This window comes from Cellulomonas hominis, assembly GCF_901521055.1.
Lineage (GTDB): Bacteria > Actinomycetota > Actinomycetes > Actinomycetales > Cellulomonadaceae > Cellulomonas > Cellulomonas endometrii.
The window spans coordinates 1-24383 of record NZ_CABEGA010000060.1; the positions used below are offsets into that span (position 1 = coordinate 1).

The 24383-nt window shown below is 76.5% G+C and carries 22 protein-coding genes and 3 pseudogenes; 6 read left to right on the plus strand and 19 right to left on the minus strand.

Annotated features, from left to right (window positions below):
- Both KJP73_RS19650 and KJP73_RS19655 read right to left on the minus strand, forming a co-directional pair.
- Window positions 1-126 (minus strand): annotated as a pseudogene (locus KJP73_RS19650) (pyruvate formate lyase family protein); the annotation flags it as partial.
- A gap of 563 nt (window positions 127-689) precedes the next feature.
- Window positions 690-1145: pseudogene (locus KJP73_RS19655) on the minus strand (site-2 protease family protein); the annotation flags it as partial.
- Window positions 1146-1296: 151 nt separating this feature from the next.
- On the opposite strand from KJP73_RS19655, the gene KJP73_RS15005 reads away from it, so the two are divergent.
- Complete coding sequence (locus KJP73_RS15005) at window positions 1297-2238, plus strand: RecB family exonuclease (RefSeq protein ID WP_433995178.1); 942 nt, start codon at window positions 1297-1299, stop codon at window positions 2236-2238.
- Window positions 2239-2268: 30 nt separating this feature from the next.
- Here the strand turns inward: KJP73_RS15005 and KJP73_RS15010 are convergent, their stop codons facing one another.
- Window positions 2269-2982, minus strand: a complete 714-nt coding sequence (locus KJP73_RS15010) for an HAD family hydrolase (RefSeq protein WP_249669426.1) — start codon at window positions 2980-2982, stop codon at window positions 2269-2271.
- A 135-nt stretch (window positions 2983-3117) separates the two neighbouring features.
- On the opposite strand from KJP73_RS15010, the gene KJP73_RS15015 reads away from it, so the two are divergent.
- Together KJP73_RS15015 and KJP73_RS15020 are read left to right on the plus strand one after the other, a co-directional pair.
- Window positions 3118-4419, plus strand: coding sequence for a cation:proton antiporter (locus KJP73_RS15015; protein WP_213283681.1), 1302 nt, complete (start codon window positions 3118-3120; stop codon window positions 4417-4419).
- A gap of 161 nt (window positions 4420-4580) precedes the next feature.
- Window positions 4581-5441, plus strand: a complete 861-nt coding sequence (locus tag KJP73_RS15020; protein WP_213283682.1) for a DUF2382 domain-containing protein — start codon at window positions 4581-4583, stop codon at window positions 5439-5441.
- Between the two features lie 303 nt (window positions 5442-5744).
- Here KJP73_RS15020 and KJP73_RS15025 read toward each other — a convergent pair whose 3' ends face one another.
- The 4 genes from KJP73_RS15025 to KJP73_RS15040 are packed head-to-tail and all read right to left on the minus strand — an operon-like array spanning window position 5745 to window position 9388.
- A complete protein-coding gene (locus KJP73_RS15025; protein WP_249669427.1) occupies window positions 5745-6383 on the minus strand; it encodes a hypothetical protein in 639 nt (212 codons plus the stop codon).
- 30 nt (window positions 6384-6413) lie between these two features.
- Complete coding sequence (locus KJP73_RS15030) at window positions 6414-7784, minus strand: glutamate decarboxylase (RefSeq protein WP_213283683.1); 1371 nt, start codon at window positions 7782-7784, stop codon at window positions 6414-6416.
- Between the two features lie 50 nt (window positions 7785-7834).
- A complete protein-coding gene (locus tag KJP73_RS15035; protein ID WP_213283684.1) occupies window positions 7835-8680 on the minus strand; it encodes a hypothetical protein in 846 nt (281 codons plus the stop codon).
- Window positions 8681-8683: 3 nt separating this feature from the next.
- Window positions 8684-9388 carry a hypothetical protein gene (locus KJP73_RS15040; protein ID WP_213283685.1) on the minus strand — a complete coding sequence of 235 codons (705 nt, stop codon included), beginning with the start codon at window positions 9386-9388 and terminating at the stop codon, window positions 8684-8686.
- A gap of 147 nt (window positions 9389-9535) precedes the next feature.
- On the opposite strand from KJP73_RS15040, the gene KJP73_RS15045 reads away from it, so the two are divergent.
- Both KJP73_RS15045 and KJP73_RS15050 read left to right on the plus strand, forming a co-directional pair.
- Window positions 9536-9859: a hypothetical protein gene (locus tag KJP73_RS15045; RefSeq protein WP_213283686.1), complete on the plus strand. Its 324-nt coding sequence runs from the start codon at window positions 9536-9538 to the stop codon at window positions 9857-9859.
- Between the two features lie 61 nt (window positions 9860-9920).
- Window positions 9921-11030, plus strand: coding sequence for an FUSC family protein (locus KJP73_RS15050; RefSeq protein WP_213283687.1), 1110 nt, complete (start codon window positions 9921-9923; stop codon window positions 11028-11030).
- 30 nt (window positions 11031-11060) lie between these two features.
- Here the strand turns inward: KJP73_RS15050 and pip are convergent, their stop codons facing one another.
- Entirely contained in the window at window positions 11061-12005 is a 945-nt protein-coding gene (gene pip / locus KJP73_RS15055) for a prolyl aminopeptidase (protein WP_249669428.1), read from the minus strand.
- 37 nt (window positions 12006-12042) lie between these two features.
- Between pip and KJP73_RS19660 the strand changes: the two genes are divergently transcribed.
- On the plus strand, window positions 12043-12957 hold the full coding sequence (locus KJP73_RS19660) for a nucleotidyltransferase domain-containing protein (RefSeq protein WP_349628329.1): 915 nt from the start codon (window positions 12043-12045) through the stop codon (window positions 12955-12957).
- Between the two features lie 34 nt (window positions 12958-12991).
- On the opposite strand, the gene KJP73_RS15070 is transcribed toward KJP73_RS19660, so the two are convergent.
- From KJP73_RS15070 to KJP73_RS15120, 11 genes and pseudogenes are all read right to left on the minus strand, one after another.
- Window positions 12992-13288, minus strand: coding sequence for a hypothetical protein (locus tag KJP73_RS15070; protein WP_213283688.1), 297 nt, complete (start codon window positions 13286-13288; stop codon window positions 12992-12994).
- A 10-nt stretch (window positions 13289-13298) separates the two neighbouring features.
- Window positions 13299-14741, minus strand: a complete 1443-nt coding sequence (locus tag KJP73_RS15075; RefSeq protein WP_249669432.1) for an RNB domain-containing ribonuclease — start codon at window positions 14739-14741, stop codon at window positions 13299-13301.
- 479 nt (window positions 14742-15220) lie between these two features.
- Window positions 15221-16210: pseudogene (locus KJP73_RS15080) on the minus strand (alkaline phosphatase family protein); the annotation flags it as partial.
- 53 nt (window positions 16211-16263) lie between these two features.
- Window positions 16264-17475, minus strand: a complete 1212-nt coding sequence (gene eboE, locus KJP73_RS15085; protein WP_249669429.1) for a metabolite traffic protein EboE — start codon at window positions 17473-17475, stop codon at window positions 16264-16266.
- Window positions 17472-18347 carry a TatD family hydrolase gene (locus KJP73_RS15090; protein WP_213283689.1) on the minus strand — a complete coding sequence of 292 codons (876 nt, stop codon included), beginning with the start codon at window positions 18345-18347 and terminating at the stop codon, window positions 17472-17474. The genes eboE and KJP73_RS15090 overlap by 4 nt, the downstream gene beginning before the upstream one ends.
- Window positions 18347-19129, minus strand: coding sequence for an EboA domain-containing protein (locus KJP73_RS15095; protein ID WP_213283690.1), 783 nt, complete (start codon window positions 19127-19129; stop codon window positions 18347-18349). The genes KJP73_RS15090 and KJP73_RS15095 overlap by 1 nt, the downstream gene beginning before the upstream one ends.
- 13 nt (window positions 19130-19142) lie before the next feature.
- A complete protein-coding gene (locus tag KJP73_RS15100; protein WP_213283691.1) occupies window positions 19143-20042 on the minus strand; it encodes a sugar phosphate isomerase/epimerase family protein in 900 nt (299 codons plus the stop codon).
- Window positions 20039-20971, minus strand: a complete 933-nt coding sequence (locus KJP73_RS15105; protein WP_213283692.1) for an SCO3242 family prenyltransferase — start codon at window positions 20969-20971, stop codon at window positions 20039-20041. Before KJP73_RS15105 ends, KJP73_RS15100 begins: the two co-directional genes overlap by 4 nt.
- A complete protein-coding gene (locus KJP73_RS15110) occupies window positions 20968-22149 on the minus strand; it encodes an inositol-3-phosphate synthase (protein WP_213283693.1) in 1182 nt (393 codons plus the stop codon). The genes KJP73_RS15105 and KJP73_RS15110 overlap by 4 nt, the downstream gene beginning before the upstream one ends.
- Complete coding sequence (locus KJP73_RS15115) at window positions 22146-23156, minus strand: sugar phosphate isomerase/epimerase family protein (RefSeq protein WP_213283694.1); 1011 nt, start codon at window positions 23154-23156, stop codon at window positions 22146-22148. Before KJP73_RS15115 ends, KJP73_RS15110 begins: the two co-directional genes overlap by 4 nt.
- Before the next feature lie 97 nt (window positions 23157-23253).
- On the minus strand, window positions 23254-24383 hold a 1130-nt coding region (locus tag KJP73_RS15120), incomplete at its 5' end, for a DUF916 domain-containing protein (RefSeq protein ID WP_213283695.1).

Genomic DNA, 24383 nt, shown 5'->3' on the forward strand with positions numbered 1-24383 from the left:
CTTCAACGGGGCGTCGGTCTGCAGGCCGACGATGAGCTCCTGGCCCTGGTCGATGTAGCCGGCGGGGTGGGAGACGATCGTCGACGGGATGTGGTTGTCGATGTCGTAGACGCCCTTGGCGCGCTCGCCACGTCGGCGCTGCGCACGAGGGCGACGACCCGGCCGTCCTGGACCGCGACCATGACCGGCGCGAAGCGGGACGTGGCGGCGACGGCCTGCACCAGGTCGGTGCCCCGCAGCGACGCGTCGAGCACCGCCCCGGCCGGCAGGGTGACCGAGACCGCGGTCAGCGGCACCTGCCAGCGGTCCGCTGCCTGCACGGCGTTCGCCGCCTGCGGGTCGACGTAGGCCGCGGGGCGCCCGTCCGGGGACAGCAGCACGACGGCGTCGGCGCCGGCCTGCCCGCGGGCGGCGTCCGCCTGGGCGAGCACCGCGGTGGCGGGGACCCCGACCGCCGGGACGCCGACCGCGCCGACGTGCAGGGCGTCGACGGCCCGCGAGGTCCGCGCGGTCCTGATCGCCTGGCTCGCGCCGGACCACAGGAACGCGCCGACGACCGCAGCCCACGCGACGCCGATCAGGTCGGGCCGGCCCCCGCGGGCGAGCGGCAGCAGCAGGACCCACACGACGAACGCGACGGCGACGACCCGGCCGGCCCAGCCCGCCACGAGCGTCCCGCGGCGCCGGTCGCCGGTGAGGCCCCACACCACGGACTCCAGCACCTGCCCGCCGTCGAGCGGCAGGCCCGGCACGAGGTTGAAGAGCCCGACGAACGCGTTGCTGTACGCGCCCGCGTCGAGCACCAGCGCGGCGACGCCCCCGGGCTCGGCGAGCTGCCCGAGCAGGAGCAGCACGCCGGCGAGCAGCAGGTTCGCGACCGGGCCGACCACCGCGACGAGCCCGCCGGTCAGCGGGGTGATCCGGCCGCCGAACGCGGTGTGCCCGCCGATGAGCGTCAGCGCGTACTCCTGCACCTGCAGGCCGCGGGACCGGGCGGTCAGCCCGTGCGCGAGCTCGTGCACGAGGATCGACAGGAGGAGCAGCGCCGCGACGACCAGCGCCGCGACGTAGGTGGTGCCGCTGCCGAGCCACGGGGCGCGGGCCCGGATGGTCGGTGCGAACAGCAGGGCGATGAGGCCCACCATCAGCAGGCTGCTCGGGGTCAGGACGACGGGCGCCCCGGCCACTCGTCCGACGACCCAGCCCCGCGTTCTCTCCGCCACGCGGGTCAGGCTACGGGGCGGACCTGGGACGGCCGTGCCGGGCGTGTCGGTGGTGCCGCCTAGGCTCGTCACCGTGACGACCACCGACCCGCAGCTCCTCGCCCCCGTGTCCGCCGACGGCGCCGACGCCGGGGACGTCGAGGTGGCCGCCGAGCCCCGTGTCCCGGGCCTGTCGCCGTCGCGCGCGAACGACTTCCAGCAGTGCCCGCTGCTGTTCCGCCTGCGGGTGGTCGACAAGCGGCCGGAGCCGCCGAGCCTCGCCGCCGCCCGCGGCACGATGGTGCACACCGTGCTGGAGCGGCTGTACGACCTCCCGCTGGGCGAGCGCACCCCGGCGGCGGCGCACGCCCTCGTCCCCGAGGCCTGGGACCGGCTGCTCGAGCGCTCGCCCGAGGTCGTGACGCTGTTCGCGACCGACGAGGAGCGCGAGGCGTGGATCGGCAGCGCCCGGCTGCTGCTCGACACGTACTTCACCCTGGAGGACCCGAACCGCCTGCAGCCCGGCGACCGGGAGCTCGCGGTCCGGACGCTCATGGAGGACGGCCCGCAGCTGCGCGGCATCGTGGACCGGCTCGACGTCGCCCCCGACGGCGCGCTGCGGGTGGTGGACTACAAGACCGGGAAGTCGCCGAACCCCGGCTTCGAGGGCTCCGCGCTGTTCCAGATGCGGTTCTACGCCTACGTGCTGTGGCGCGAGCGCGGCGTGCTGCCGAAGATGCTGCAGCTCGTGTACCTCGGCGACGGGCAGATCCTGCGGCACGCGCCGTCGGAGGCGGAGATGCGGACGCTGGAGCTGCGGCTGCGGTCCCTCTGGGGGCAGATCGAGGAGGCCGCCCGCACCGGCGAGTGGCGACCGCGGAAGTCCCGGCTGTGCGACTGGTGCGCGCACCAGGCCGTGTGCCCGGCGTGGGGCGGCACGCCGCCGGAGATCCCCGAGGGCGCCGTCGAGCGGGCGATCGGGATCACCCCGATCGCGCCGCCGTCCGACCCGGGGGTCCTCACGCCGGCGTCCTGAGCGCCGCCGGCTCGCGCTCCGGCGGCGGGCTCAGTGCAGGAGGTCGAGCACCTTCCCGGCGCCGATGCTGCCCAGGTCGGCGACGGTGACGTCCGTCAGGGACCCCGTGGTGCTGAGGCCGGGCAGGTCCGGCAGCTCGCGGAACACCTCGACGGCGAGCACGTGCGCGCCCGAGGCCACGCCGGAGGTGATGCCGGCGGGCGAGTCCTCGACGACCACGCAGTCCGCGATGTCGACCCCGAGGCGCTCGGCGGCCAGGAGGTACGGCTGCGGGTCCGGCTTGGGCCGCTCGACCTCGTCCCCCGCGACGACCGCGGCGAACACCCCGGCGACGCGGGCGAACGGGTCCGCGAGCTCCCGGTAGGAGGACGTGACGAGCGCCTGCGTCACACCGGCCTCCGCCAGCGCGGTGAGCAGCTCCCGGGCACCGGGCTGCCACGGCGTCCGCTCTGCGACGGCCGCGGCGACGCGCCCGTTGAGGAAGTCGACGATCTCGTCGACCGTCAGCCCCACGCCGCGGCTCTGCAGGATCGCGCCGGACACCTTCATCGGGTTGCCGACGAGCGTCAGCCCGTCCTCGTGCGTCCAGGTGCCGCCCCAGGACTCGACCAGCTCGGTCTCCGCGGCCATCCACAGCGGCTCGGTGTTCACCAGGGTGCCGTCCATGTCCCACAGCACGGCTGCGGGGAGCGTGGCGGTGCCGGGCGCGGTGACCGCGGCGGTGTCGTCGGGACGCAGGCTCAACGTGGGGCTCCGTTCGCAGGGGTGCACCGGGCGGTGCGCACCACGAGGCTAACCGGCGCCGGCGACGCCGCGGTGAACGCCCGGCGTCCCCGCGGCCGCCGCGCCGTGCGGGGGCTGCGGGCCTACCGTTGCGCGGTGATCGCCCTCGACGGCACCGCGGCCGGGTTCCTCGCGATCGGGGTGGCGACCCTCGCCGCCGCCGTCCTGCCCCGCGCTCTACGCCGCTTCCCGCTGTCGATGCCGACGGTGTTCCTCGGCGCGGGGGCCCTCGCGTTCTGGCTGATGCCGGGCCTGCCGGACCCCGACCCGATCGAGCACGGCGCGGTCGCGCTGCACCTGACCGAGGTCTGCGTCGTCGTGTCGCTGATGGGCGCGGGGCTCGCGATCAACCGCCCGCCCGGCCGGCGCGCCTGGGGCACGACCTGGCGGCTGCTGGCGATCACGATGCCGCTGTCGATGGTCGCGGTGACGGCGCTCGGGTGGGGCGTGCTGGGCCTGGGCGCGGCGAGCGCGATGCTGCTGGGCGCCGTGCTCGCGCCCACGGACCCCGTGCTCGCCACGGAGGTGCAGGTCAGCGAGCCGGTCGACGACCCCGGCGTGGTGGACGACGAGGCGCGGTTCGCCCTGACCTCGGAGGCCGGCCTCAACGACGGCCTGGCGTTCCCGTTCACCTACGCGGCGATCGCGGTGAGCCTGGCGGGGCTCGCGCCGGCCGGCTGGCTCGGGCACTGGCTGCTCGTGGACGTGCTGTGGCGGCTGAGCATGGGGGTGCTCGGGGGCATCGTCGTCGGCTGGCTGCTCGGCCGGCTGTTCTTCTCCGCGTTCGCGGACCGGGTGCGGCTCACCGAGCACGCGCAGGGGTTCGTCGCGGTCGCCGCCACCTTCCTGGCGTACGGGCTCACGGAGCTCGCGGAGGGCTACGGGTTCGTCGCGGTGTTCGTGTGCGCCGTGACGCTGCGGACGGCGGAGCGGCACCACAGCTACCACCGGGTCCTGCACAGCTTCGTCGAGCAGGTCGAGCGGCTCCTCACGGTCGCCGTGATCGTGCTGCTCGGCGGCGCCCTGGTGCGGGGCGTCCTGGCGGGGGTCGGGTGGGTCGAGGTGCTCGTCGCGCTGGTGGTGCTGCTGGTGGTGCGGCCGCTGGCCGGCTGGGTCGCCCTGCTCGGGGGGCGCACCGGCCCGTGGGAGCGCCGGGTCGTGGCGTTCTTCGGCGTGCGCGGCGTGGGCACGTTCTTCTACGTCGCGTACGCGCTGGAGCACGGCGACTTCCCGGACGAGGAGCGGCTCTGGGCGGTCGCCGCGCTCGTCGTCGTGGGGTCCGTGCTCGTCCACGGCGTGGCGTCCACACCGGCGATGCGCTGGCTCGACCGCAGCCGCGCGCGCCGCGCCTCGGAGGCCGGGCGCGGCGACGACGAGATCCCCGTGACACCCGTCTGACGAGTTTCTGGCCGCTCATCTGCGAGGCGACGCGACGGCGCCCGCCGGCGCGCTCCGGCCGGTTGCGGGGCCCGGCGGACGGACATGCAATGGGCGCAGTGTGACGGCGATCACGTCCCGAGCAGAGGGGCGCCGGGACCGTCCGCGGATCGGAGCGCACCATGCTGACGCAGGACCAGATCCAGACCATCTCCGGCGGGACCGTCACGGACAACCACGGGGACAAGATCGGCAAGGTCGGCCAGGTGTACCTCGACGACCAGACGGGCGAGCCCGACTGGGTCACCGTGAACACCGGCCTGTTCGGCACCTCCGAGTCGTTCGTGCCGCTCCAGGGCGCGACGGTCGAGGGCGACTCGCTGCGGGTCGCGTACACGAAGGCGCAGGTGAAGGACGCGCCGCGCGTCGACGTCGACGGTCACCTGTCCCCGGACGAGGAGCAGGAGCTGTACCGCCACTACGGCATGGCGTCCGCCGGCGGCTCGGGCGACGACGCCTCGCGGCAGACCCCGGACGCCGGGACCGGCACGTACGCCGGTGTCGGCCGGGACACGGAGCGGGACACCGCGCGGGGCACGGCCGGCGACACCACCCGCGACGACATGACCGCCGCGTCCGGCACCCGCGACACCGGCGACGACGCGATGACCCTGTCCGAGGAGCGCCTGCACGTCGGCACGGAGCGCCGCGAGGCGGGTCGCGCACGGCTGCGGAAGTACGTCGTCACGGACGAGGAGACCGTCACCGTCCCGGTCACGCGGGAGGAGGTCCGGCTGGAGCGCGAGCCCATCACGGACGCGAACCGCGGGGACGCGCTGTCCGGCCCCGAGCTGACCGAGTCCGAGCACGAGGTCGTGCTGACCGAGGAGCGGCCCGTCGTCGAGAAGGAGACCGTCCCGGTCGAGCGCGTGCGGCTCGAGAAGGACGCCGTGACCGAGGAGACCCAGGTGACCGAGGCTGTCCGCCACGAGGAGATCGACGCGGAGGGCACGCGCGGCACCGAGGCCACCGGCCGGCCCTGACCCGGCAGGTGGGAGCACGGCCGCGGCCTCCGTCCCCGTCCCCTGGGGGGTGGAGGCCGCGGCGCGTCCGGGCGCGGACTCCTCGCGGACGGGCGCACGGTGCCGATACCGAGGGCATCAGCGCGGCCGCCACCGGGGCGGCGCACCTGCCTGCGGAGCCCGCCATGAGCCTCGTCCCGTGCACCTGCATCCGTTCGGTCGACCTGCGGGCCGTCGTGCTCCCGGACCCGGACTGCCCGGCGGCCGTGGTGCACGTGCTGACCGGTCCTGGCGGCCGCTGAGCCCGGGGCCCGACCCGTCCGGTCATCCCGCCGATCGGCGCGACAGCAGCGCGGCGAGCAGGAAGCAGACCGCTCCGACGGCCGTCCCGGCGTTCGCCCACCAGGCGCTGAGCTCGGAGGCGTCGCCGGGGGCGACGTAGGCGCCGACCGCCGACGCCGCGAACGCGACCGAGCCCGCGGCGTTGAGCCACGTCCCGTGCCAGGTGCGCGCGTCGGTGTCCCACAGGCTCCCGCGGTCCCGCGTCGCCACGACGGCGCACGCGCTGGACACGAGGAACGCCGCCGACCCGTAGGCGTCGGGCCGCCACCCCGCGCCGACCCGGTCGGGGTCGTCCAGGGCGGCGGCGAGCGCGACGGCGGTGCTGACGTTGAACAGCAGCGTCCCGGCGAGCTGCACCGCCGAGCCCCACCAGTCCCACCGGTCGGCCGGCGCGGTCCCGCGGCGTGGCGGGCGGCGGCCGCTCAGCACGAGCTGGATCACCGCAGCGGCCGTGAAGAAGACCGACCCGACGACGAACGTGGCGTCGGTGGCGACCGCCCCCACCCGGTCCGCGTACGGCGGCAGCGCCCCGAGCAGGAAGCACAGGGAGCCCGCCACGAACCCCCACGCCTCGCGCCGCAGCCGTCGCGCCCGGACCGTGCCGGGAGCCTGCGTGGTCACCGTCGCACCTCCGCCCGGCCCCCGCTCCCCTCAGTGGTGGAACCCGGTCGCCTGCGCCTGGGCGGGCATCGGCGACGTGAGGCTGTCGAGCCACGCCGTCTCGACCCGGATGTCGTTGAGCAGGTCGTTCGCGAGGTCCCGGCTGAAGCCGTTCCGCACGACGACGCGCTGCACCGTGATGTCGCCCAGGTCGTCGGGCATCGGGTACGCGGGCACCAGCCAGCCCTTCATCCGCAGCCTGTCGGACAGGTGGTACAGGTTCCAGTTCTCGGTGTGGCCGGCCGCGAGCCGCCAGGCGAACACCGGGATGTCGGAGCCGTCGTTCCACAGGTCGAAGGCGTCCAGCTCCCCGATGCCGTGCGCGAGGAACATCGCGACGTCCTGGCACTCCTGCTGCACGGCGGTGTAGCCCTCCCGCCCGAGCCGGAGGAACTGGTAGTACTGCAGCAGCACCTGCGCCCCGGGCCGGGAGAAGTTCAGCGCGAGGGTGGGCATGTCGCCGCCGAGGTAGCTGACCCGGAACACCAGCTCCTCGGGCAGGGCGTCGGCGGTGCGCCACACCACCCAGCCGACCCCCGGGTACACCAGGCCGTACTTGTGCCCGGAGGTGCTGATCGAGTGCACCCGCTCCAGCCGGAAGTCCCACTCCAGGTCGGTCTGCAGGAACGGCGCGATCATGGCTCCGGACGCGCCGTCGACGTGGATGGGCACGTCGAGGCCGGTCCGTGCCTGCAGGGCGTCCAGCGCGGCGGCGATCTCCTGCACCGGCTCGTACATGCCGGTGTAGGTGACGCCCAGGATGGCGACCACGCCGATGGTGTTCTCGTCGACGTACGCGTCGATCGCGCTGCCGTCGAGGCACGGGTGGTCCTCGCTGAGCGGGACGTACCGCGGCTCGACCTCGAAGTAGTTGCAGAACTTCTCCCAGCAGACCTGGACGGCGGAGCTCATCACCAGGTTCGGCCGGTCGGTGGCCAGGCCGGCGGCCCGCCGCGCGAGCTGCCACCGGCGCTTGAACGCGAGGCCGCCGAGCATGCACGCCTCGGACGACCCGATCGTGGACGTGCCGATCGTGGACTCCGCGTCGGGCGCGTGCCAGAGCGAGGCCAGGATCCGCCAGCAGTTCTCCTCCACCGCGGCGGTGCGCGGGTACTCGTCCTTGTCGACCATGTTCTTGTCGTAGACCTCGGCGTACAGCCGGTCCGCCTCGTCGCCCATCCACGTGGCCACGAACGTCGCCACGTTGAGCCGGGCGTTGCCGTCGAGCATCACCTCGTCGTGGACGAGCTGGTACGCGGACGTGGGCTCCATCTCCCGTTCGGGCAGGACGGAGCGCGGGGTGACCGACCGCATCGGGTCGCGGGTGTAGGTCGGTCGCAGCACGTGCTGGTCGTTGCTCATCGCGTCCTCTTTCGTCGGCGCCGCGGCCGTGCGCCACGACGGTGCCGGTGTCACGGGCGCTCGCCCGCGTCGCCGGCGGCGGTGCCGTGCTCGTCGCACGGCGGATCGAGGCCGACCCCCGCGGCCTGCGACTCGAGGTCGATCAGGACGAGGGTGCGTTCCATGGCGGTCGGCCGGAGCTTGCCGACCTGGTTCCCGTGCGGGTGGTTGAAGAACGCCAGCAGGCACAGCAGCAGCGTGATGACGAGCGTGACGCTGCCCATGAGCAGGCCCTGCGTCGCCCGGCGCTCCGCGGAGTCGGCGAAGAACAGCAGGAAGACGAAGATCGTCGCGGACACCACGAACAGCACGAGCCAGAGCGGCACCGGGATCAGGCCCTCGGCGCCGTGCACCCGCGAGAGCCGGGCCTGCTCGCGCTCCCCCGTCTGCTCCATCCACCGGTCGTACGCGGACTGCTCCGTGTCGGACGCGGGGACGACGTCGCGCACGGTCTGGAACATCCGCACGCCCCACGGGTTGATCGCGTCGCCCAGGGTGCCCTCCGCCATCGCGGCCCACTCCTGGTGCACGACCGACCGGGCGTAGCAGACCAGCTCGCCCGACAGCTCGGCGCCCTCATCCGCGCCGAGGAACTGGGCGGTCTGGATCTGCTGGGCGACGATCCGGGCCTCCTCCTCGGCGCCGCTGCGGGCCTCGTCGTAGGACTGGAACGCGAGGAACACGATGAACCCGAGCAGCACGGAGAACCCCGTGGCCACCACCCCGAACACGCCCGACGCGCGGTCGCCGTCGCTGAACCGGCTTCCCTCCGGCGCGCGGCGCCGCACGAGCAGCATCGCCGTCACCGCCAGCGCGGTGGCCGCCGCGGTCAGGAGCGCGCCGAGGAGGATGCTCACGGGTCACACCCGCACGGGGTAGGTGGCCAGCACGACGACGGTCGCCACGAGCGCCGCCGCGGCCAGGGCGACCATCACCGCCCGGCGACGGGTCGACGACAGGCGCGCCCCGATGCCGCCGAAGAACAGGACCGACGCGCACAGCACCGTCGCGAGCACGTAGTTGTCCTTCGTGGCGTTCGCCTCCTGCGCCCGCGCGGCCGCGGCGTCGGCGTCGGCCTCCCGGCGCTGCGCGTCCTGCGTGGCGGCGAGCACGTACTCGTCCATCGCGAACGGGCTCGGCGGCGCGTCGGGGTTCGCGGCCGGGTCCTGCGCGAGCCACGCGTGCACCGCGGGCCGGAACTCCTCGCGGAACCGGTCGAACAGGAACCCCGAGTAGGCGGCCGGGTCCGGCTCGTACCGCGCGGGCGGGCCGACGTCCCCGCTCTCGGTCGCCAGCGCCTCGAGCCAGTCCGTGAAGAGCTGGACGTCGATGATCGTCTGCTGGCCGGCGAGCGTCGCGGACCGGTTGCTCTCCGTGCGTGCGGCGCCCGCGGCGCTGTAGGACGTCGTCATCACCCCACCCCACTTCGCGCTCTGGAACGCCGACCACGCGGTCGCGACCGTCGCCACGGCCAGCAGCACCGCGGCGACCAGCTCCAGGCGCCGGCGCGTCCGCTCGGCGGGGTCGTCGGCGGGGGCGGCGCGCGGCGGGGAGGTCGTCGCCATCGTCGACCCCCTCACCGTCCGTCCGGTCCCGGGACCCACACTGGTCCGGGAGCGGCCGGCCGCGCGTCACCTGCAACGAGTGAGGCTGCGCCTGGCACCGTCCGGCACGTGGCACCGGCCGGTCCGCCGACCGGGCAGGATGGGCGGGTGACCGACCGAGCGCCACGCCGCGCCCCCCGCCTGCTCCTCGCCCACGCCCTCGTGGTCCTGGTCCTCACGGTCGTGCTGGTCGTGCTCGCGCTGCAGCCGACGCAGGACGCGAACATCGGCGCCGGGATCGCGCTGCTGGTCGTGCTGCTGTTCGGGCTGCCGTGGTCGGGCGTGCTGCTCGCCCTCGACCCGTCCACGTGGCCGACCGCCCTCGTGCTGCTCACCTCCCTGGGCGCCGCGTGGCTGAACGTGGGCCTGCACGCGGCGCTGCGGGCGGTCCTGCTCCGGCGGCGGGCGCGGACGGCCGACACCCGCGCCTGACCGCACCCGCACCTGCGCGCCCGTGGTGCGCGGGTCGCTCCGGCGCGTCAGGGTGGAGGAGATGACTCCCGACCCCCCGTCCTCCGTCCGCGCCCGGCTGCCCGACGCGTCACCGGACCCACGCGCGGCTGCCCGCCGCGTCGCCGACGCCCTGGCCGGGCGGCCGTGGATCGCCCGGGCGGTGCGCACCACCGGGGCGGCGGTGCTGGCGTGGCTGGCCGTCGGGCTCGTCCCCGGTCCGTGGAGCGAGTACCCGTACTACGCCCCGCTCGGTGCGGTGGTGGCCACGTCGGTGACCGTGCGCGGGTCGACGCTGCAGTCAGCGCAGGCGGTGCTGGCGATCGCGCTCGGCGCGGTGGTCGCACGGGCCGTCGACTCCCTCCCGCTGGCGCAGCTGCCGGCGCTGGCGGTCGTCGTGCTGGTGGGCGTGCTGCTGTCGGGCTGGCGCGTTCTCGGCGACCTCGGGTCGTGGGTGCCGACGTCCGCGCTGTTCGTGCTGGTGATCGGCGCGGCCGACCCGGTCGGCTACGTCTCCGCGTACGTGGGGCTCACCCTGCTGGGCGCGATGATCGGCGTGGGGGTCAACGCCCTCGCTCCCCCGCTGCCGCTGACGCCCGCCGAACGCGCCCTCGACACGCTGCAGGCCGAGGTGGCCGGGCACCTCGAAGCGCTCGCCCATGCCGTGCGGGACGACGCGCCGGTGCCCGCCGGCGGGGGCGTCCGCACTGCACGCGCGCACGCGGCGTCGGCGGCGGCGGAGGCCCGCGACGCGGCACGGGCCAACTGGACGGCCCGGCACTACCGGTCCTGGCGGGAGCGGCAGGACAGGCACGCCCTGTCCCTCGACCGCGCCGCCGGGGTGGCCCTGGACGTCACGCGGACGCTGGAGACGGCCGCGACGCTCGACGCCGTCCCCGACGCCTCGCGTCCGCTCGCCACGAGCGACGGCGACCCCGAGGTGCGGGCCGCCGTCGCCGACGCGGTCGCCGCGGGCGCGGCGGTGGTGCGGGCGCTGCGCCACGACGGCACGGACGACGACCCGGCGGCGCGGCTGGCGGGTGCGCTCGACGACGCCGGGGACGCGGTCGCCGCCGCGCGGGCGCGGGCGGGCGGGACGACGCTGCCTGCGGACGCCGTCGTGGTGGCCCTGACCCCGCTGCTGACCGGCTGACCGGGATCGGCCCCGGTCGGCGCGCCCTCGTCAGGCGAGGGCGTCCAGCGCCTGCCGCATCGCGCGGGTGAGCGCGCCGCCCCCGTGACCGGCGCCCTCGAGCACCACGAGCCGGCTCGCGGGCCAGCCGCGGTGCAGGTCCCAGGCGGTGTCGAGCGGGCTGCTGACGTCGAGGCGCCCGTGCACGAGCACCGCCGGCACGTGCGCGATCCGCGGCAGGTCGCGCAGCAGCTGCCCGTCCGCGAGGAAGCAGCGGTGCGCCCAGTAGTGGGTCACCAGCCGAGCGAACCGCAGCCGGAACGCGGGGTCGTCGTAGCGGGGGTCCGGCGACCAGCCCGGCGCCAGCGAGACGTGCGTGTCCTCCCACCGGCACCACGCCCGGGCCGCCGCCTCCTGCACGGCCGGGTCGGGGTCGGACAGCAGGCGGGCGAAGCCGGCGGCGACGTCGCCGTCCCGGAGCGACGGCGGCAGCGCCCGCACCAGCTCCTCCCACTCACGCGGGAAGATTCGGCGCATGTCGCGGGTGAGCCACGTGATCTCCCGCTGCGTGCCCGCGGTCACCGCGCCGAGCACCATGCCGCGAACGCGGTCCGGGTGGGTCTGCGCGTAGGCGAGCGCGAGCGTCACGCCCCACGACACCCCGGCCACCATCCAGCGGTCGATCCCGAGGTGCACCCGCAGCCGCTCGAGGTCCGCCACCAGGTGGTCGGTGGTGTTCGCGCCGAGGTCCGCCCCCGGCTCGTCGGCGAGCGGCCGGCTGCGGCCGGCACCGCGCTGGTCGACCAGCACCGCCCGGTACCGCGCGGGGTCGAACAGCGCCCGTGCGCCGGTGCCGCAGCCGCTGCCCGGGCCGCCGTGCAGGTACACCGCGGGGGTCCCGGCCGGGTGACCGACCGTCTCCCAGTACAGCTCGTGCCCGTCCCCGACCGGCAGCATCCCGGTGTCGTACGGCTGGACGGGCCCCGGCGCGGTCACGGACCCGAGTCTGCCGTACGCCGGTAGCGTCGGTGCCGTGGACCTGGACGAGGTGCTGCGGGTGCTCGACGCGCTCGAGGGACGGCGCGTGCGCTGCTGGGTCGCCGGGGGCTGGGGCGTCGCGGCGCTGGCCGGTGCGCAGACCCGCCCGCACCGCGACCTGGACCTCGCCGTGCACGCGGACGACCTCGGCCCCGCCCTCGACGCCCTGGCCGACCTCGGGTACCGGCGGGAGACGGACTGGCTCCCCGTCCGGGTCGAGTACGCGGCGCACGGCCGCGGCTGGGTCGACGTGCACCCGGTCCAGTTCGACGCCACGGGTCACGGCCGGCAGGCCGGGCTCGACGGGACGCACTTCGACTACCCGCCGGACGCGCTGACCACAGGGACGGTGGCGGGCCGCGCGGTGCCGTGCCTGTCCGTGGCCCAGCAGCGCGCGTTCCACGCCGGGTACCCGCTGCGCGACCAGGACCGGCACGACCTCGCTGTGCTCGACGGGCTCGACGGGCTCGACGGGCTCCACGGGCTCGACGGGCCCGGCGCCCTCGACCGCCTGGACCCCCGGGGCGGGTCGGCTACGGTCGGCGGCATGACGGACGACGTGCGCAACGTGCTGACGGCCCTCGACGCGGTGGCGGAGCCGTGGCAGCCGCACCGGCTGGCGAGCGTGAACGACTACGACGTCAAGGTCGTGAAGCTGGACGGCGAGTTCGTCTGGCACAGCCACCCCGAGACCGACGAGCTGTTCCTCGTGGTCAGCGGGGCGCTGACGATCCAGCTGCGGGACCGCGACGTGCACCTGGGCCCGATGGACACCTTCGTCGTCCCCCGCGGCGTCGAGCACTGCCCGCGCGCGGACGGCGAGGTCGCCGCGATCCTGATCGAGCCGCGCGGCACGGTGAACACCGGCGACGCGGGCGGCGAGCGCACGTCGGAGCTGCGGGAGCTCTGACGCACCGGCGACGCGCGCCCCGACGCCGCGGCTCTCACGGCCGCGGGTCGACCCGCTTCCACGGCTTCTCGTCCCGCCGGCGGCCCATCCCGGCCGCGCACTTCGGGCACACCCGGGCGACCCGGTCCGCGTCCCGTCCGGTGGCCGGCTGCACGTCGGCCCACGTGACGTGCGGGAACCGCAGGAGCGACGACCGGTACAGGGACAGGCCGCACAGCGTCTCGTTCCGGCCGGACTCCCAGGCGTGCACCTCGCCGCCGGGCATGCGGTAGCCGTCGGGGTCGGTCCACTGGTCGCTCGCGGCGACCGCGGCTGACGTCGGTCGGGGCATGTGTCCGACGCTAGACGTCCGCGGCCGGAGCGCCACCGGAGCCCGACGGGACGCCGTCGAGCACGAACCGCACGGTGCGGTCGACCGGCGAGGCGCCCGTCAGCCGCACGCGCACCCCCTGCCCGAGCGGCAGGCCGGCCCCCTCGAGCCGCCCGCGGGCCGCCGGGTCCCGCAGCTGGACGACCCCGCTCGACCCGTCCTCCTTCACGTCGACGACGACGCCGTCGAACTCCTCGCCCACCCGGCCGGCCAGCAGCGCGGCCTCGACCAGGTCCACGCACCCCCGCTCGTACGCGGACGCGCGCCGGTCGCCGCCGGCCATGAGGTCCGGCAGGAGCGGCAGCGCCGAGCGGACGTCGTCCGGCACCTCGGTCCCCGCCGACAGCGCCACGCAGGTCTCCCCCACGAACCGGTCGACCAGCCGGCGCAGCGGCGCGGTGGTGTGCGCGTACGGAGCGGCGATCGCCGCGTGCAGCGCCTGCTCGGGGACCTCCCCGTCGAACGCGACGTAGGCGGCGCCGCGCAGCAGGGTCGTCGCCTCCGTCAGCAGGGCGGCCTCCGCCGGGACGCCCGCGTCGAGCCCGCGCACGACCGCGGCGTGATCGGCCCCGTCGGGCCACGCGACGCCGAGGGCGAGCGCGGTGCGCCGCAGCCGCTCGACATCCCGGGGGTCCGGCGGCGGCAGGGTGCGCAGCACACCGATCCGCCCGTCCAGCATCAGCCGGGCCGCGCACATGCCGGTGAGCAGCGAGATCTGGGCGTTCCACTCCTCGACGGGCAGCGTCGTCCGGCTCCGCAGGGTCCAGGTGCCGCGGGCGTCGACCTCGACCTCCTGCTCCGGGACCGGCAGCGTCAGGCCGCCGCGCGCCACCTCGGCCGCCTGCCGCAGCCCGCCCACCTCGCGGAGCAGCACCAGGGTGCCGTCGGCCGACCCGTCGTCCAGCGACCGCTGCGCCCCCTCGTACGTCAGCTGCGCCCGGCTGCGCACCAGCGCCCGGTCGACCCGGAACGCGGTGGGCTCGCCGGCGGCGTCGAGCTCGATGTCCCACAGCAGGGCCGGGGCGTCCTGGCCGGGCAGCAGGCTCGCCGCCCCCTCGGACAGCTCCGGCGGGTGCAGGGGCGTGCGGCCGTCCGGGGCGTACAGGGTCTCGACGCGGCGGCGCGCCTCGGCGTCGATCGCGCCACCGGGCCGCACCCACGCGGCGACGTCCGCGATGGCGTACCGCACGCGGAACCCGTCCCCGCGCCGCTCGATGTGCACCGCCTGGTCGAGGTCGCGGGACCCCTCGGGGTCGATCGTCACGAACGGGACGTCGGTGGCGTCGGCGCGGTCGGACGCGGGGCCCGCCGCGGTGACGGCGGCGACCTCCGCGAGCACCTCGGGGCCGAAGCCGTCGGGGACGTCGAGCTCCGCGCGCAGGGCCGCGAGCCCCTCGCGCACGGCGGCGTCGATGTCGCCCACGCGGTCGTCGTGGACCGGGGCGGCATGCAGGCGGACGTGGCGTCGGGGCACGTCGCGAGCCTAGGACGCGGGGCTGACGGGCGCGCGCTGCCCGCCAGCCCCCGGTTCAGCGCGTCAGGGCACCCAGGCCCTGGAGCTCCAGGACCGCCGACGGTCGCGGCAGCCCTCGCCGCGGGGACCCCCCGCCCCCCGGCGAGGGCTGCCGCGACCGTCGGCGGGACGTCCGGGTCCGAGCACAGGACCACCGGGGCGTCCGACGCCGCCGAGGGCAGCCGCCCGTGCGTGCCGCGGACCCCGCTGGGGTCCAGCGGGGTCGTCGACATGGCGTACCGGAGCCCCAGCTTCTTGCGCACCAGGTTCAGCCCGGCGCGGGCCTTCGCGAGCGGGTCGGCGAACAGCAGCTCCGCGGGGTCGTACCCGGGCTTGCGGTGGATGTCGACACCGCGGGCGTAGTCGGGCGCGCGGTCGTCGTCGAGCCAGAACGGGTAGGTGAACCACGCGCCCGGCTCGGCGACGACGACCAGCTCGCCGGACCGCTCGTGGTCCAGGCCGTACCGGGCCTGCGCGGCGCGGTCGAGCACCTCGTCGACGCCCGGCACGCCACGCAGGAGGTCCGCGACCCGCGGGACGTCCCCGGGGTCGGCGACGTAGACGTGGGCGACCTGGTGGTCCGCGACGGCGAACGCCCGGGACGTCCACGGGTCCAGCTGCTCGCCGTTGGCCTGGGTGTACACCTGCAGCAGCCCCTCCTCGCGGAGCAGCCGGTTCAGGTGGACGGGCCGGTCGGCGGGCTCGATGCCGTACTCGGAGACCGCCAGGACGGTCGCCCCGCGGGCCTCCGCGTCGTCGAGCAGCGGGGCGAGCGCGGCGTCCAGGTCGGCGGCGGCGTCGTCGGCGCGCGGGTCGAACGGGCCGTACCGCTGGAGGTCGTAGTCCAGGTGCGGGACGTACGCCATGGTGAGGTCCGGGGCGCGGGTCGCCATGAGGTGCCGGGTGGCCTCGACGATCCACCGGCTCGACGTGATCGAGGCGGTCGGCCCCCAGTACTGGAACAGCGGGAAGTCGCCGAACCGCGCGACGAGCTCGTCGTGGAGGGCCGGCGGTCGCACGTAGGCGTCCGGGGACTTGCGGCCGTCCGCGTGGTAGACCGGCCGCGGCGTGACGGTGACGTCGGTGGTCATCCCCATCGCGTACCACCAGCACACGTTGACGGCGGAGTACCCCGGGGCGGCGCGGCGGGCGGTCTCCCAGACCTTCTCCCCCGCGACCAGGCGGTTGTGCTGCCGCCACAGGTGCACCTCGCCGAGGTCGCGGAAGTACCAGCCGTTCCCGACGACGCCGTGCCCCGACGGCGGCAGGCCCGTGAGCATCGTGGACTGCACCGAGCAGGTGACCGCGGGCAGCACGGTGTCCAGGCCGGCCTGCCAGCCGCCCGCCGCCATCCGAGACAGGCGCGGCATGTGCGCGAGCGCGCGCGGGGTGAGCCCGACGACGTCGAGCAGGACGAGCGGCTTCACGCGGACCTCCGGGCGGTGGTGGCGGGTACGGGCACGGCGGGCGCGGGGCCGGCGGCGCCCGGGTGCGCGGCGGCGCCCAGGTGCTCGACCGCCCAGCGCAGCTCGGCGGCGATCCCGGCGACCAGGTCGTCCGCCGCGCGGGCGGCGAGCCCGGCGGGCAGCACCGACCACGTGTACGTCTCGACGTCGAGGTGCGCGTCGGCGCCGTGCCGGGTCCCGGCGACCGCGGCCACGGCGTCGCGGAGCACCTGGGTGGTGGACGCCAGCGGCTCGGCCGGGCGGTGGTGCAGCGGCACGTGCACGTGGACGCGCCACGGCCCGGCGCCGGGCAGGTCCGCGAGGGCCTCGGGCAGGTCGTCGGCGGCGCTCACCGTCCCGCCGCTGGACTCGCGCACCTGGTGCAGGTACCGCTGCTCCGCGAAGCGGGCGACGGCGGCGCGGGCGGCCGGGTCCGCGGGGTCCGCGACGTGCAGCGCGGCGGACGCCTGGACCTTCACCACCCGGAGCCCCGCGTCCTCGATCCGCCGGACGGCCGCGGCCGGGTCGGCGAACGACACGGCGAGGTGGCAGGTGTCGAGGCAGACGCCCACGTGCTCGGGGTCGATCCGCCCCGGCCCGGTGCCGGTCCGCGCGGCGAGCCAGCCGACGACGTCGGCGACGGTGTCGAGCACGCAGCCCGGCTCGGGCTCGATCGCGAGCCGGACGGTCCGGCCCGTGCGGTCGGCCAGGCGGCGCAGGTCGCCGGACAGGTCCGCCAGCGCGCGGGTGGCCGCGGCGTCCTGCTGCGGGGACCACGGCTCCCGCCACGCGAGCGGGAGCGTGGAGATCGACCCGTCGACGCCCTCGGGCAGCAGGTCGGCGAGCACCTCGGCGCAGGCGAGCGTGTACGCCGCGCGCTCGGGCTCCGCCCACGTCGGCGAGTACACCGCGTGCTTGACGACCTCGGCGTGGAACCCGCCGTACGGGAACGCGTTGAGGGTGTGCACGGTCAGCCCCTGCTCGGCCAGCGCCGCCCGGAGCCGCGCGCGCTCGTCCGGGCTGCCCGCCAGCCGGTGCGCGAGCGTCGCCGGCAGCCAGAGCCCGACCCCGAGCGTGCCGAGCCCGGCGGCCTCCCGCACCGGCCCCGCGTACCGGGCGAGCTGGTCGAGGACGCCGTCGAGGTCCTCGGCCGGGTGGACGTTGGTGCAGTACGAGAGCCGCATCGTCATGCGCGCACGCCCCGCAGCACGGAGGAGCCCTCGAAGGTCGCCGGCTCCGGCGCCCGACCGGGCACGAAGCCCGGCACGGGGTCCAGGACGAGGTTGCCGGACTGCGCGTAGAAGGCCGCGGGGTTGCGCCACAGCACCTGGTCGACGTCGTCCTCGGTGAACCCGGCCTCGAGCATCGTCATGCCGGTGCGCCACGTCTTCAGCGGGTCCGACCGGCCCCAGTCGGCCGCGGAGTTCACGATCATCCGCTCGGTGCCGTGCTCCTGGAGCAGCGCGACCATCCGCCCCTCGTCCATCTTGGTGTCCGGGTAGATGGAGAACCCGGCCCACGCCCCGGCGTCGAGCACCGCGGCGACGGTGGTCTCGTTGAGGTGGTCGACCAGCACCCGCCCGGGTGCGAGGCCCGACTCGGCGACGACCTGGAGCGTCCGGCGGGTCCCGGCCTGCTTGTCGCGGTGCGGGGTGTGCACCAGCACCGGCAGGTCGGCCTCCCCCGCCAGCTCCAGCTGACGGCGGAACACCTCGTCCTCGGCGTCCGTCATCGCGTCGTACCCGAGCTCGCCGACCGCGACGACCCCCTCCTTCGCGAGGTACCGGGGCAGCACGTCGAGCACCCCGCGGCAGCGCGGGTCGTTCGCCTCCTTCGGGTTCAGCCCGATCGTGGCGTGGTGCCGGATGCCGAACTGTGCCGCCCGGAACCGCTCCCACCCGAGCAGCGAGTCGAAGTAGTCCGTGAACGAGCCCACGCCGGTGCGGGGCTGGCCCAGCCAGAACGCCGGCTCGACGACGACGCGCACCCCCGCGGCGTACATCGCCTCGTAGTCGTCGGTCGTGCGGCTGGTCATGTGGATGTGCGGGTCGAGGATGCGCATCAGGGCTCCTGACGGTCGGCGTGGTCGTCGGGGTCGGGCTGGCCGGGCTGGTCGGGCTGGGAGGACGGGTCGGCGCGCACCGTCGCGATGCGGGCCAGGTCGTCGGGCACGGGCCGGCCGGCGGCGCGGCGCTCCGCGGCGAGGTCGGTGGCCATCCGCGCGAGCTCCGCGTCGGCGCGGCGGTCCAGGCCGGCGACGGCGTCGAGGCTGGTCTGCTGGAACACCAGCTTCACGACCGCGTGCCGCCAGGTGTGCTGGTCGAGGTGCGCCGCGGCGAACGGCCCGACGGCCGCGGCGACCAGGGACGTGTCGTTGGCCCGCAGCGCGTCGCCCGCGAGGTCTCGGCCGACGGCGACGACGGGGCCGGGCAGCGGGCCGGGCGCGGTCGCGGTCAGCACGTCCAGGCCCCGCAGCACACCCCGCCGCTCGGCGGTGTCGCCGTCCCGGTACAGGACGACGAGGTGGTCGGCGAGCGCGAGGGCGTCGGAGCCGTGGGCGTCGGCGAGCGCGACGACCACCGCGGCGCGCGCGGCGTCGTCGACGGTGCCGTGCGCGGTCCCCGCGGGGTCCGCGTCCGGGCGGAGCGGGTCCCGGCCGACGCGCCGCCCGGCGAGCGGGAAGGCCTCGTCGGCGGCGCGCGGGTCGCGCCGGACCGCCGCGAGCGCCTGCGCCAGCCAGCCGGTCGCGGGCGCGGTCGCCGCGGTCACCACCGCGGTGGGCGGCGGGTCGGCGCCGGGCGGGCCGGTGGGTGCTGCGGGGCCGGACGACGTCGTCGGCGTCATGGTGGCCTCCCTCTCAGGGTGCGGGGACGGGTACCGGGTCGGGGCGGTCGGCCCAGGCGCGGCGCAGGGCGGTCATCGCGTCGCGCACCTGGCGCGGCGCGTCCCACGAGTGCCGCGGCAGCTCGACGGACACGACGCCGTCGTAGCCGGGCACGGCCGCGAGCGCCGCGAGGGCGGCGGGCAGGTCGAGCGCCCCCTGCCCGAACGGCAGGTGCTCGTGGTGGGTGGCGGGCATGTCGTCGATCTGCACGTGGTGCAGGTGCGGGCCGGCGGTGGCGAGGGCGCCCGCGACGCCGCCGGGCTCGACGACGAGGCAGTGCCCGATGTCGACGGTCAGCCCCAGGGCGGGCGGCCCGCCGAGGTCGGCGTGCAGGGCGAGGGCGTCGGCGATGGTCTCGACGAGCATCCCGGGCTCGGGCTCGAGGGCGAGGCGCACGCCGTGGTCCGCGGCGTGGGCGGCGAGGCCGGGCAGGCGGTCGCGGAGCCGGTCCCGCCCGACGTCCGCGGGGACACCGGGCGGGAGCACCCCGGAGAACAGCTGGACGGTCGGGGCGCCGAGGGCGGCGGCGACCTCGACGGCGCGGCGCAGGTACGCGAGGCGGGGTCCGGCATCCTCGTCGACGAGCGCGGGCGCGTGCTTGCGCCGCGGGTCGAGCAGGTACCGGGTGCCCGTCTCCACGACGACCCGCATCCCACGGCCCCCGTGGGCGCGGGCGAGGCGGTCGCGGACGGCCGCGACGTCGGCGGCCGGCGCCCACGGGTCGAGGTGCGGGAACCCGAGGGTGAGCGCCACGGCGTCGTACCCGGCGTCCTCCAGCAGGTCGAGCGCCGTGCCGAGGGGGTGGTCGCCGAGGCCGTTGGTGCCGTACCCGAGGACGAGCGGCAGCCGGCCGGGGCGCGGTGCGTCCGTCACGTCTCGCTCACCGCCCGGGTGCCGGACGCCCGGCGCAGCAGCGCACCCGCGACAGCGACGACGCCCAGCGCCGCGGCGGTCCCCGGGCGGGCGGCGCGGGCGGCCCACGCCGCCTGGAGCGGGACCATGGCGCGGATGCCCGCACCCGTGGCGGACCGTGCCCGGGCGGCCGTGGGCTCGCGGGCCGCCGCGACCTGCGCCGGGAGGCAGGCCCCGAGGTAGGCGGCCGTCGCGGCGACCGTGGCGAGGGCACCGGCGCGGGTCGTCCCGGCGCGGGTCGTACCGGACCCGGTCGTGCCGGGCCCTGTCGTGCCGGTCCGCAGGCCCGCGAGCGCCGCGGCGGCGACGACCCCGGCCCCGGCGGCCACGGCACCGGCGACGGACCGGGTCGTGCCGTGCACCTCGCCGCGGGACAGCACCGTGACCCCGGCGGTGTGCGCCGCGAGCGCCGCGGCGGCCGACAGGGCGGGACGCAGGTGCCCGGTGCCGGCGCCGAGCAGGACGTCGAGCCCCCGGCAGGCGGCCATCGCGACCGGCCCCGCGGGGGTGTCCTTGAGGACCGCGTCGTACAGCCACACGCACCCGGCGAGCGGCACGGCGACCGCGAGCGCCGGCCGGCCGCCGCCCACCGCGGCCAGGGCCACCCCCGCGACGCCGAGCCCCGCCGCCACGGCGAGCGCCCGCGGCGGGTTGATCCGGCCGGACGGGACGGGCCGCTCGGGGCGCTCGACGGCGTCCACCTCCCGGTCCGACCAGTCGTTCAGCGCCATGCCGCCCGCGTACAGGCAGACCGACGCGGCGGGCAGCGCGAGCCGGCGGGGGGTCAGCGGGTGACCGGCGGCCGCGGCACCGGCGAGGCTGTCCCCGAGGACGGTGAGCGCCGCGGGCGCCCGGACGAGCTCGAGGTGGTCGCGGAGCGTGGGCGTCACGCCGCCCCCGCGACCCGCGCCCACGCGACCAGCGCGGCCGCCTGGTCCGCCGCGCCGTGCCGGTCCGAGCCCCAGGGGTCCTTGAAGAAGAACCCCAGCTCGGGCACCACCCCGGCCACCCCGGCGGCGTGCGCGAGCGCCAGCAGCCGGGCCAGGTCGAGCACCATGGGCGCCGCGAGCATCGAGTCGTACGCGGACCACGTCGTCTGCAGCGTGATCCGGGAGCCGAGGAACCCCTCGGCGTGCACGTGGTCCCACGCGACCTTGACGTCGCCGAGGTCGGGCACGTGGTCGATGTGCAGCGGCGTGACGTCCGAGCCGGTGAGGTCGCGCAGGCCGCGGGTCTTGGACGCGAGCTTGGACCGGACGGCCTGCGGGTCCGCCAGGGTGGCGCCGTCGCCGCCGCCGAGCAGGTTGGTGCCCGCCCACGACAGCACGCGCAGCCCCCGGTCGGTGAACGCCGGTGCGAGCACCGTGCGCAGCCACGTCTGCCCGGTCTTGCCGTCCTGCCCGGCCACCGGCACCCCGCGGTCGGCCGCGAACCGCTGGAGCGCCGGCAGGCCCATCCCGGCCGACGGGGTGAACCCCGCGTAGGCGGCGCCGGCCAGCAGCGCGGCCCATGCGGTGACCGACGACGGCGGCAGCACCACGCGGTCCGGCTCGGCGAGCGCGGCGGCCAGCGCCCCGGGGTCGGCGTGCTCCGGCGCGGGTGCCACGGGCGGCTCGGTGGACGACACGTCGACGACGACCACGCGGGCGAGCCCGTGCCGGTCCGCGAACGACGTGATGTCCGCGGCGAGCTGCTCCGCGACCCGCTGCTGGGACTGCCCGGGCGGCAGGAGCCCCCGGTGCCCGGGCCGGACCTCGGCGTCGGCCGCGTCGAGCGCGGGAGCCGTCGCGGCGAGCAGCGCGGCGGGGATCATCCCGGCGTCGACGAGCGACTCCGCCCGCTTCGTCATCGACACGTCCGAGACGTCGTGCCCGCCCACCACCAGGTCGCCCCACCCGGGCAGCGGCAGCCCCTCGAAGGCCGCCGCCGCGGTCACGCACCCGTCCGGCGCGGCGTGCCCTGCCGCGACCGCCGCGAGCCCGAGGGCCGCCGTGGTGCCGACCGACCCGCGGGCGCCGACCAGCCACAGGCCGGTGCGCGCCGAGCCCGCCGACCCCGCGGCCGTCACGCCTTGTCCTTCGTGCTGAACGCCGCGTCGAACGCCGCCTCCGGGGCGTCGAACGCCAGCCGCCGGACGAACGCGAGCGCCTCGGGTGCGCCCAGCAGCCGGTCCATGCCGGCGTCCTCCCACTCCACCGAGATGGGGCCCGTGTAGCCGATCGTGTTGAGCACCCGGAACGCGTCCTCCCACGGCACGTCCCCGTGCCCGGTGGAGATGAAGTCCCAGCCGCGGCGCGGGTCGGCCCACGGCAGGTGCGAGCCGAGCCGGCCGTTGCGGCCGTTGGCCATCCGCTTCTTCGTGTCCTTGCAGTCGACGTGGTAGATCCGGTCCTGGAAGTCCCAGAGGAACGCCACGGGGTCCAGGTCCTGCCACACCATGTGGCTGGGGTCCCAGTTCAGGCCGAACGCCTCGCGGTGACCGATCGCCTCCAGGGTCCGCACGGTCGTCCAGTAGTCGTAGGCGATCTCGCTCGGGTGCACCTCGTGCGCGAACCGGACGCCGACCTCGTCGAACACGTCGAGGATCGGGTTCCAGCGGTCGGCGAAGTCCTGGTAGCCCGCCTCGATCGCCTCCGCGGACACCGGCGGGAACATCGCCACGTACTTCCAGATGGACGACCCCGTGAAGCCCACGACGGTGTCGACGCCGAGCTTCGCGGCCAGGCGGGCGGTGTGCTGCATCTCCTGCGCGGCCCGCTGCCGGACGCCCTCGGGGTCGCCGTCGCCCCAGACGACGTCGGGCAGGATGTCGCGGTGCCGCTGGTCGATCGGGTCGTCGCAGACGGCCTGGCCCTTGAGGTGGTTGGAGATCGCCCACACCTTCAGGCCGTGCTTTTGGAGGATGTCGAGCCGGCTCTGCACGTACGCGTCGTCGTCCCAGCGCCAGGGGTCCAGGTGGTCGCCCCAGCAGGCGATCTCGAGGCCGTCGTAGCCCCACTCGGCGGCGAGCCGGGCGACCTCCTCGAACGGCAGGTCGGCCCACTGGCCGGTGAACAGGGTGATGGGTCGGGTCATGGCGGTCTCCTCGTCGAGAACGGTGGGTCGATCGTGCGTGCCGGCGGCGCGGTGTGACAAGGCGCGCGGGCTGTCGGGCTGGTCGTCGTGAGCGGGATCAGGTCGTGGCGGCCCCCTGGCGGGCGAGCGCGGCGGCGACGGCCTCGTCGACCTCGCGCTGGTGGGCGGTGCGGCGGCGACGGCGGGCACGGACCCGCCACACCACGAGCAGCACCAGGAGGGCCACCAGGGCCAGCGCGGGCCACGGCACGGCCCAGTCGGCGGCGGTCGCGACCACCCCGGGCACCGCGGGTGCCGGCTCGGCCGCGGCGGTGCTGGTGCCGGCGGCGGCGGGCAGGGCCACGACCTCGCCGCCCAGCGCCACGCGGGCGGTGGTCCGCACGAGCGGCCACACGCCGTCGACCGTGACGGTCCGCTCGACGGAGGCGCCGGGGATCAGCTCCGGGACCTCGACCGCCGCGGCGCGGGCCCGGCCCAGGCCCATGAGCCCGGAGACCTGCACCTGCTCCGCGGGGGCGATGCGGGCGTTGCCCGTGTTCGTGACCGTGAACGTCACCGCGGCGGTGCCGGGGGTGACGGGGTTCGACCCGGCCGACCAGTCCACCCGCACGTCGCTCACCGTCAGGGCCGGCGCCAGGTCGCCGCCCACGCGGACGTGCATGCGGGAGCCGAGGCGCCGGTCGACGGACACGCCCTCCGCGTTCTCGACGAGCAGGCTGGACACGACGCCCGCGGCGTAGTCGCCGGGCTGGACGCCCTCGGGGACGGTCACGGTGAAGGGCACCTCGAGGGACTCACCGGGCGCGACCACGACCTCGGGGGTCGCGACCTGCACCCAGGAGCCGAGCGCGGTGGACTCCTCCCCCGCCTCCAGCACGTCGAGGGTGCCGTCGGCGGTGAGGAAGCCGTCGGCCGCGTACACGTCGAGCGCGAGCGGCGCGTCGCCCCGGTTGGTCACCACCAGGGCGTCGGACAGGGTGCCGCCGGGCGCGAGAGAGTACGCGAAGTTGGGGCGCTCGGCGCCGTGCACGGTGTCGGCGGGCCGCACGCCCCAGGACACCTGCGTGGACGCGGCGGGGTCGGCGGGCGGCGCGGGGTCGGCGGCGGCCTGCGCCGCAGCGGGCACAGCGGCCTGCGCCGCGGGCACGGCCCCCAGGACGAGGGCGGCCAGCAGGCCGAGCACGGCGGGGACGCGGGTGGGGCTCACGGGACACCTCGGGACCGGGC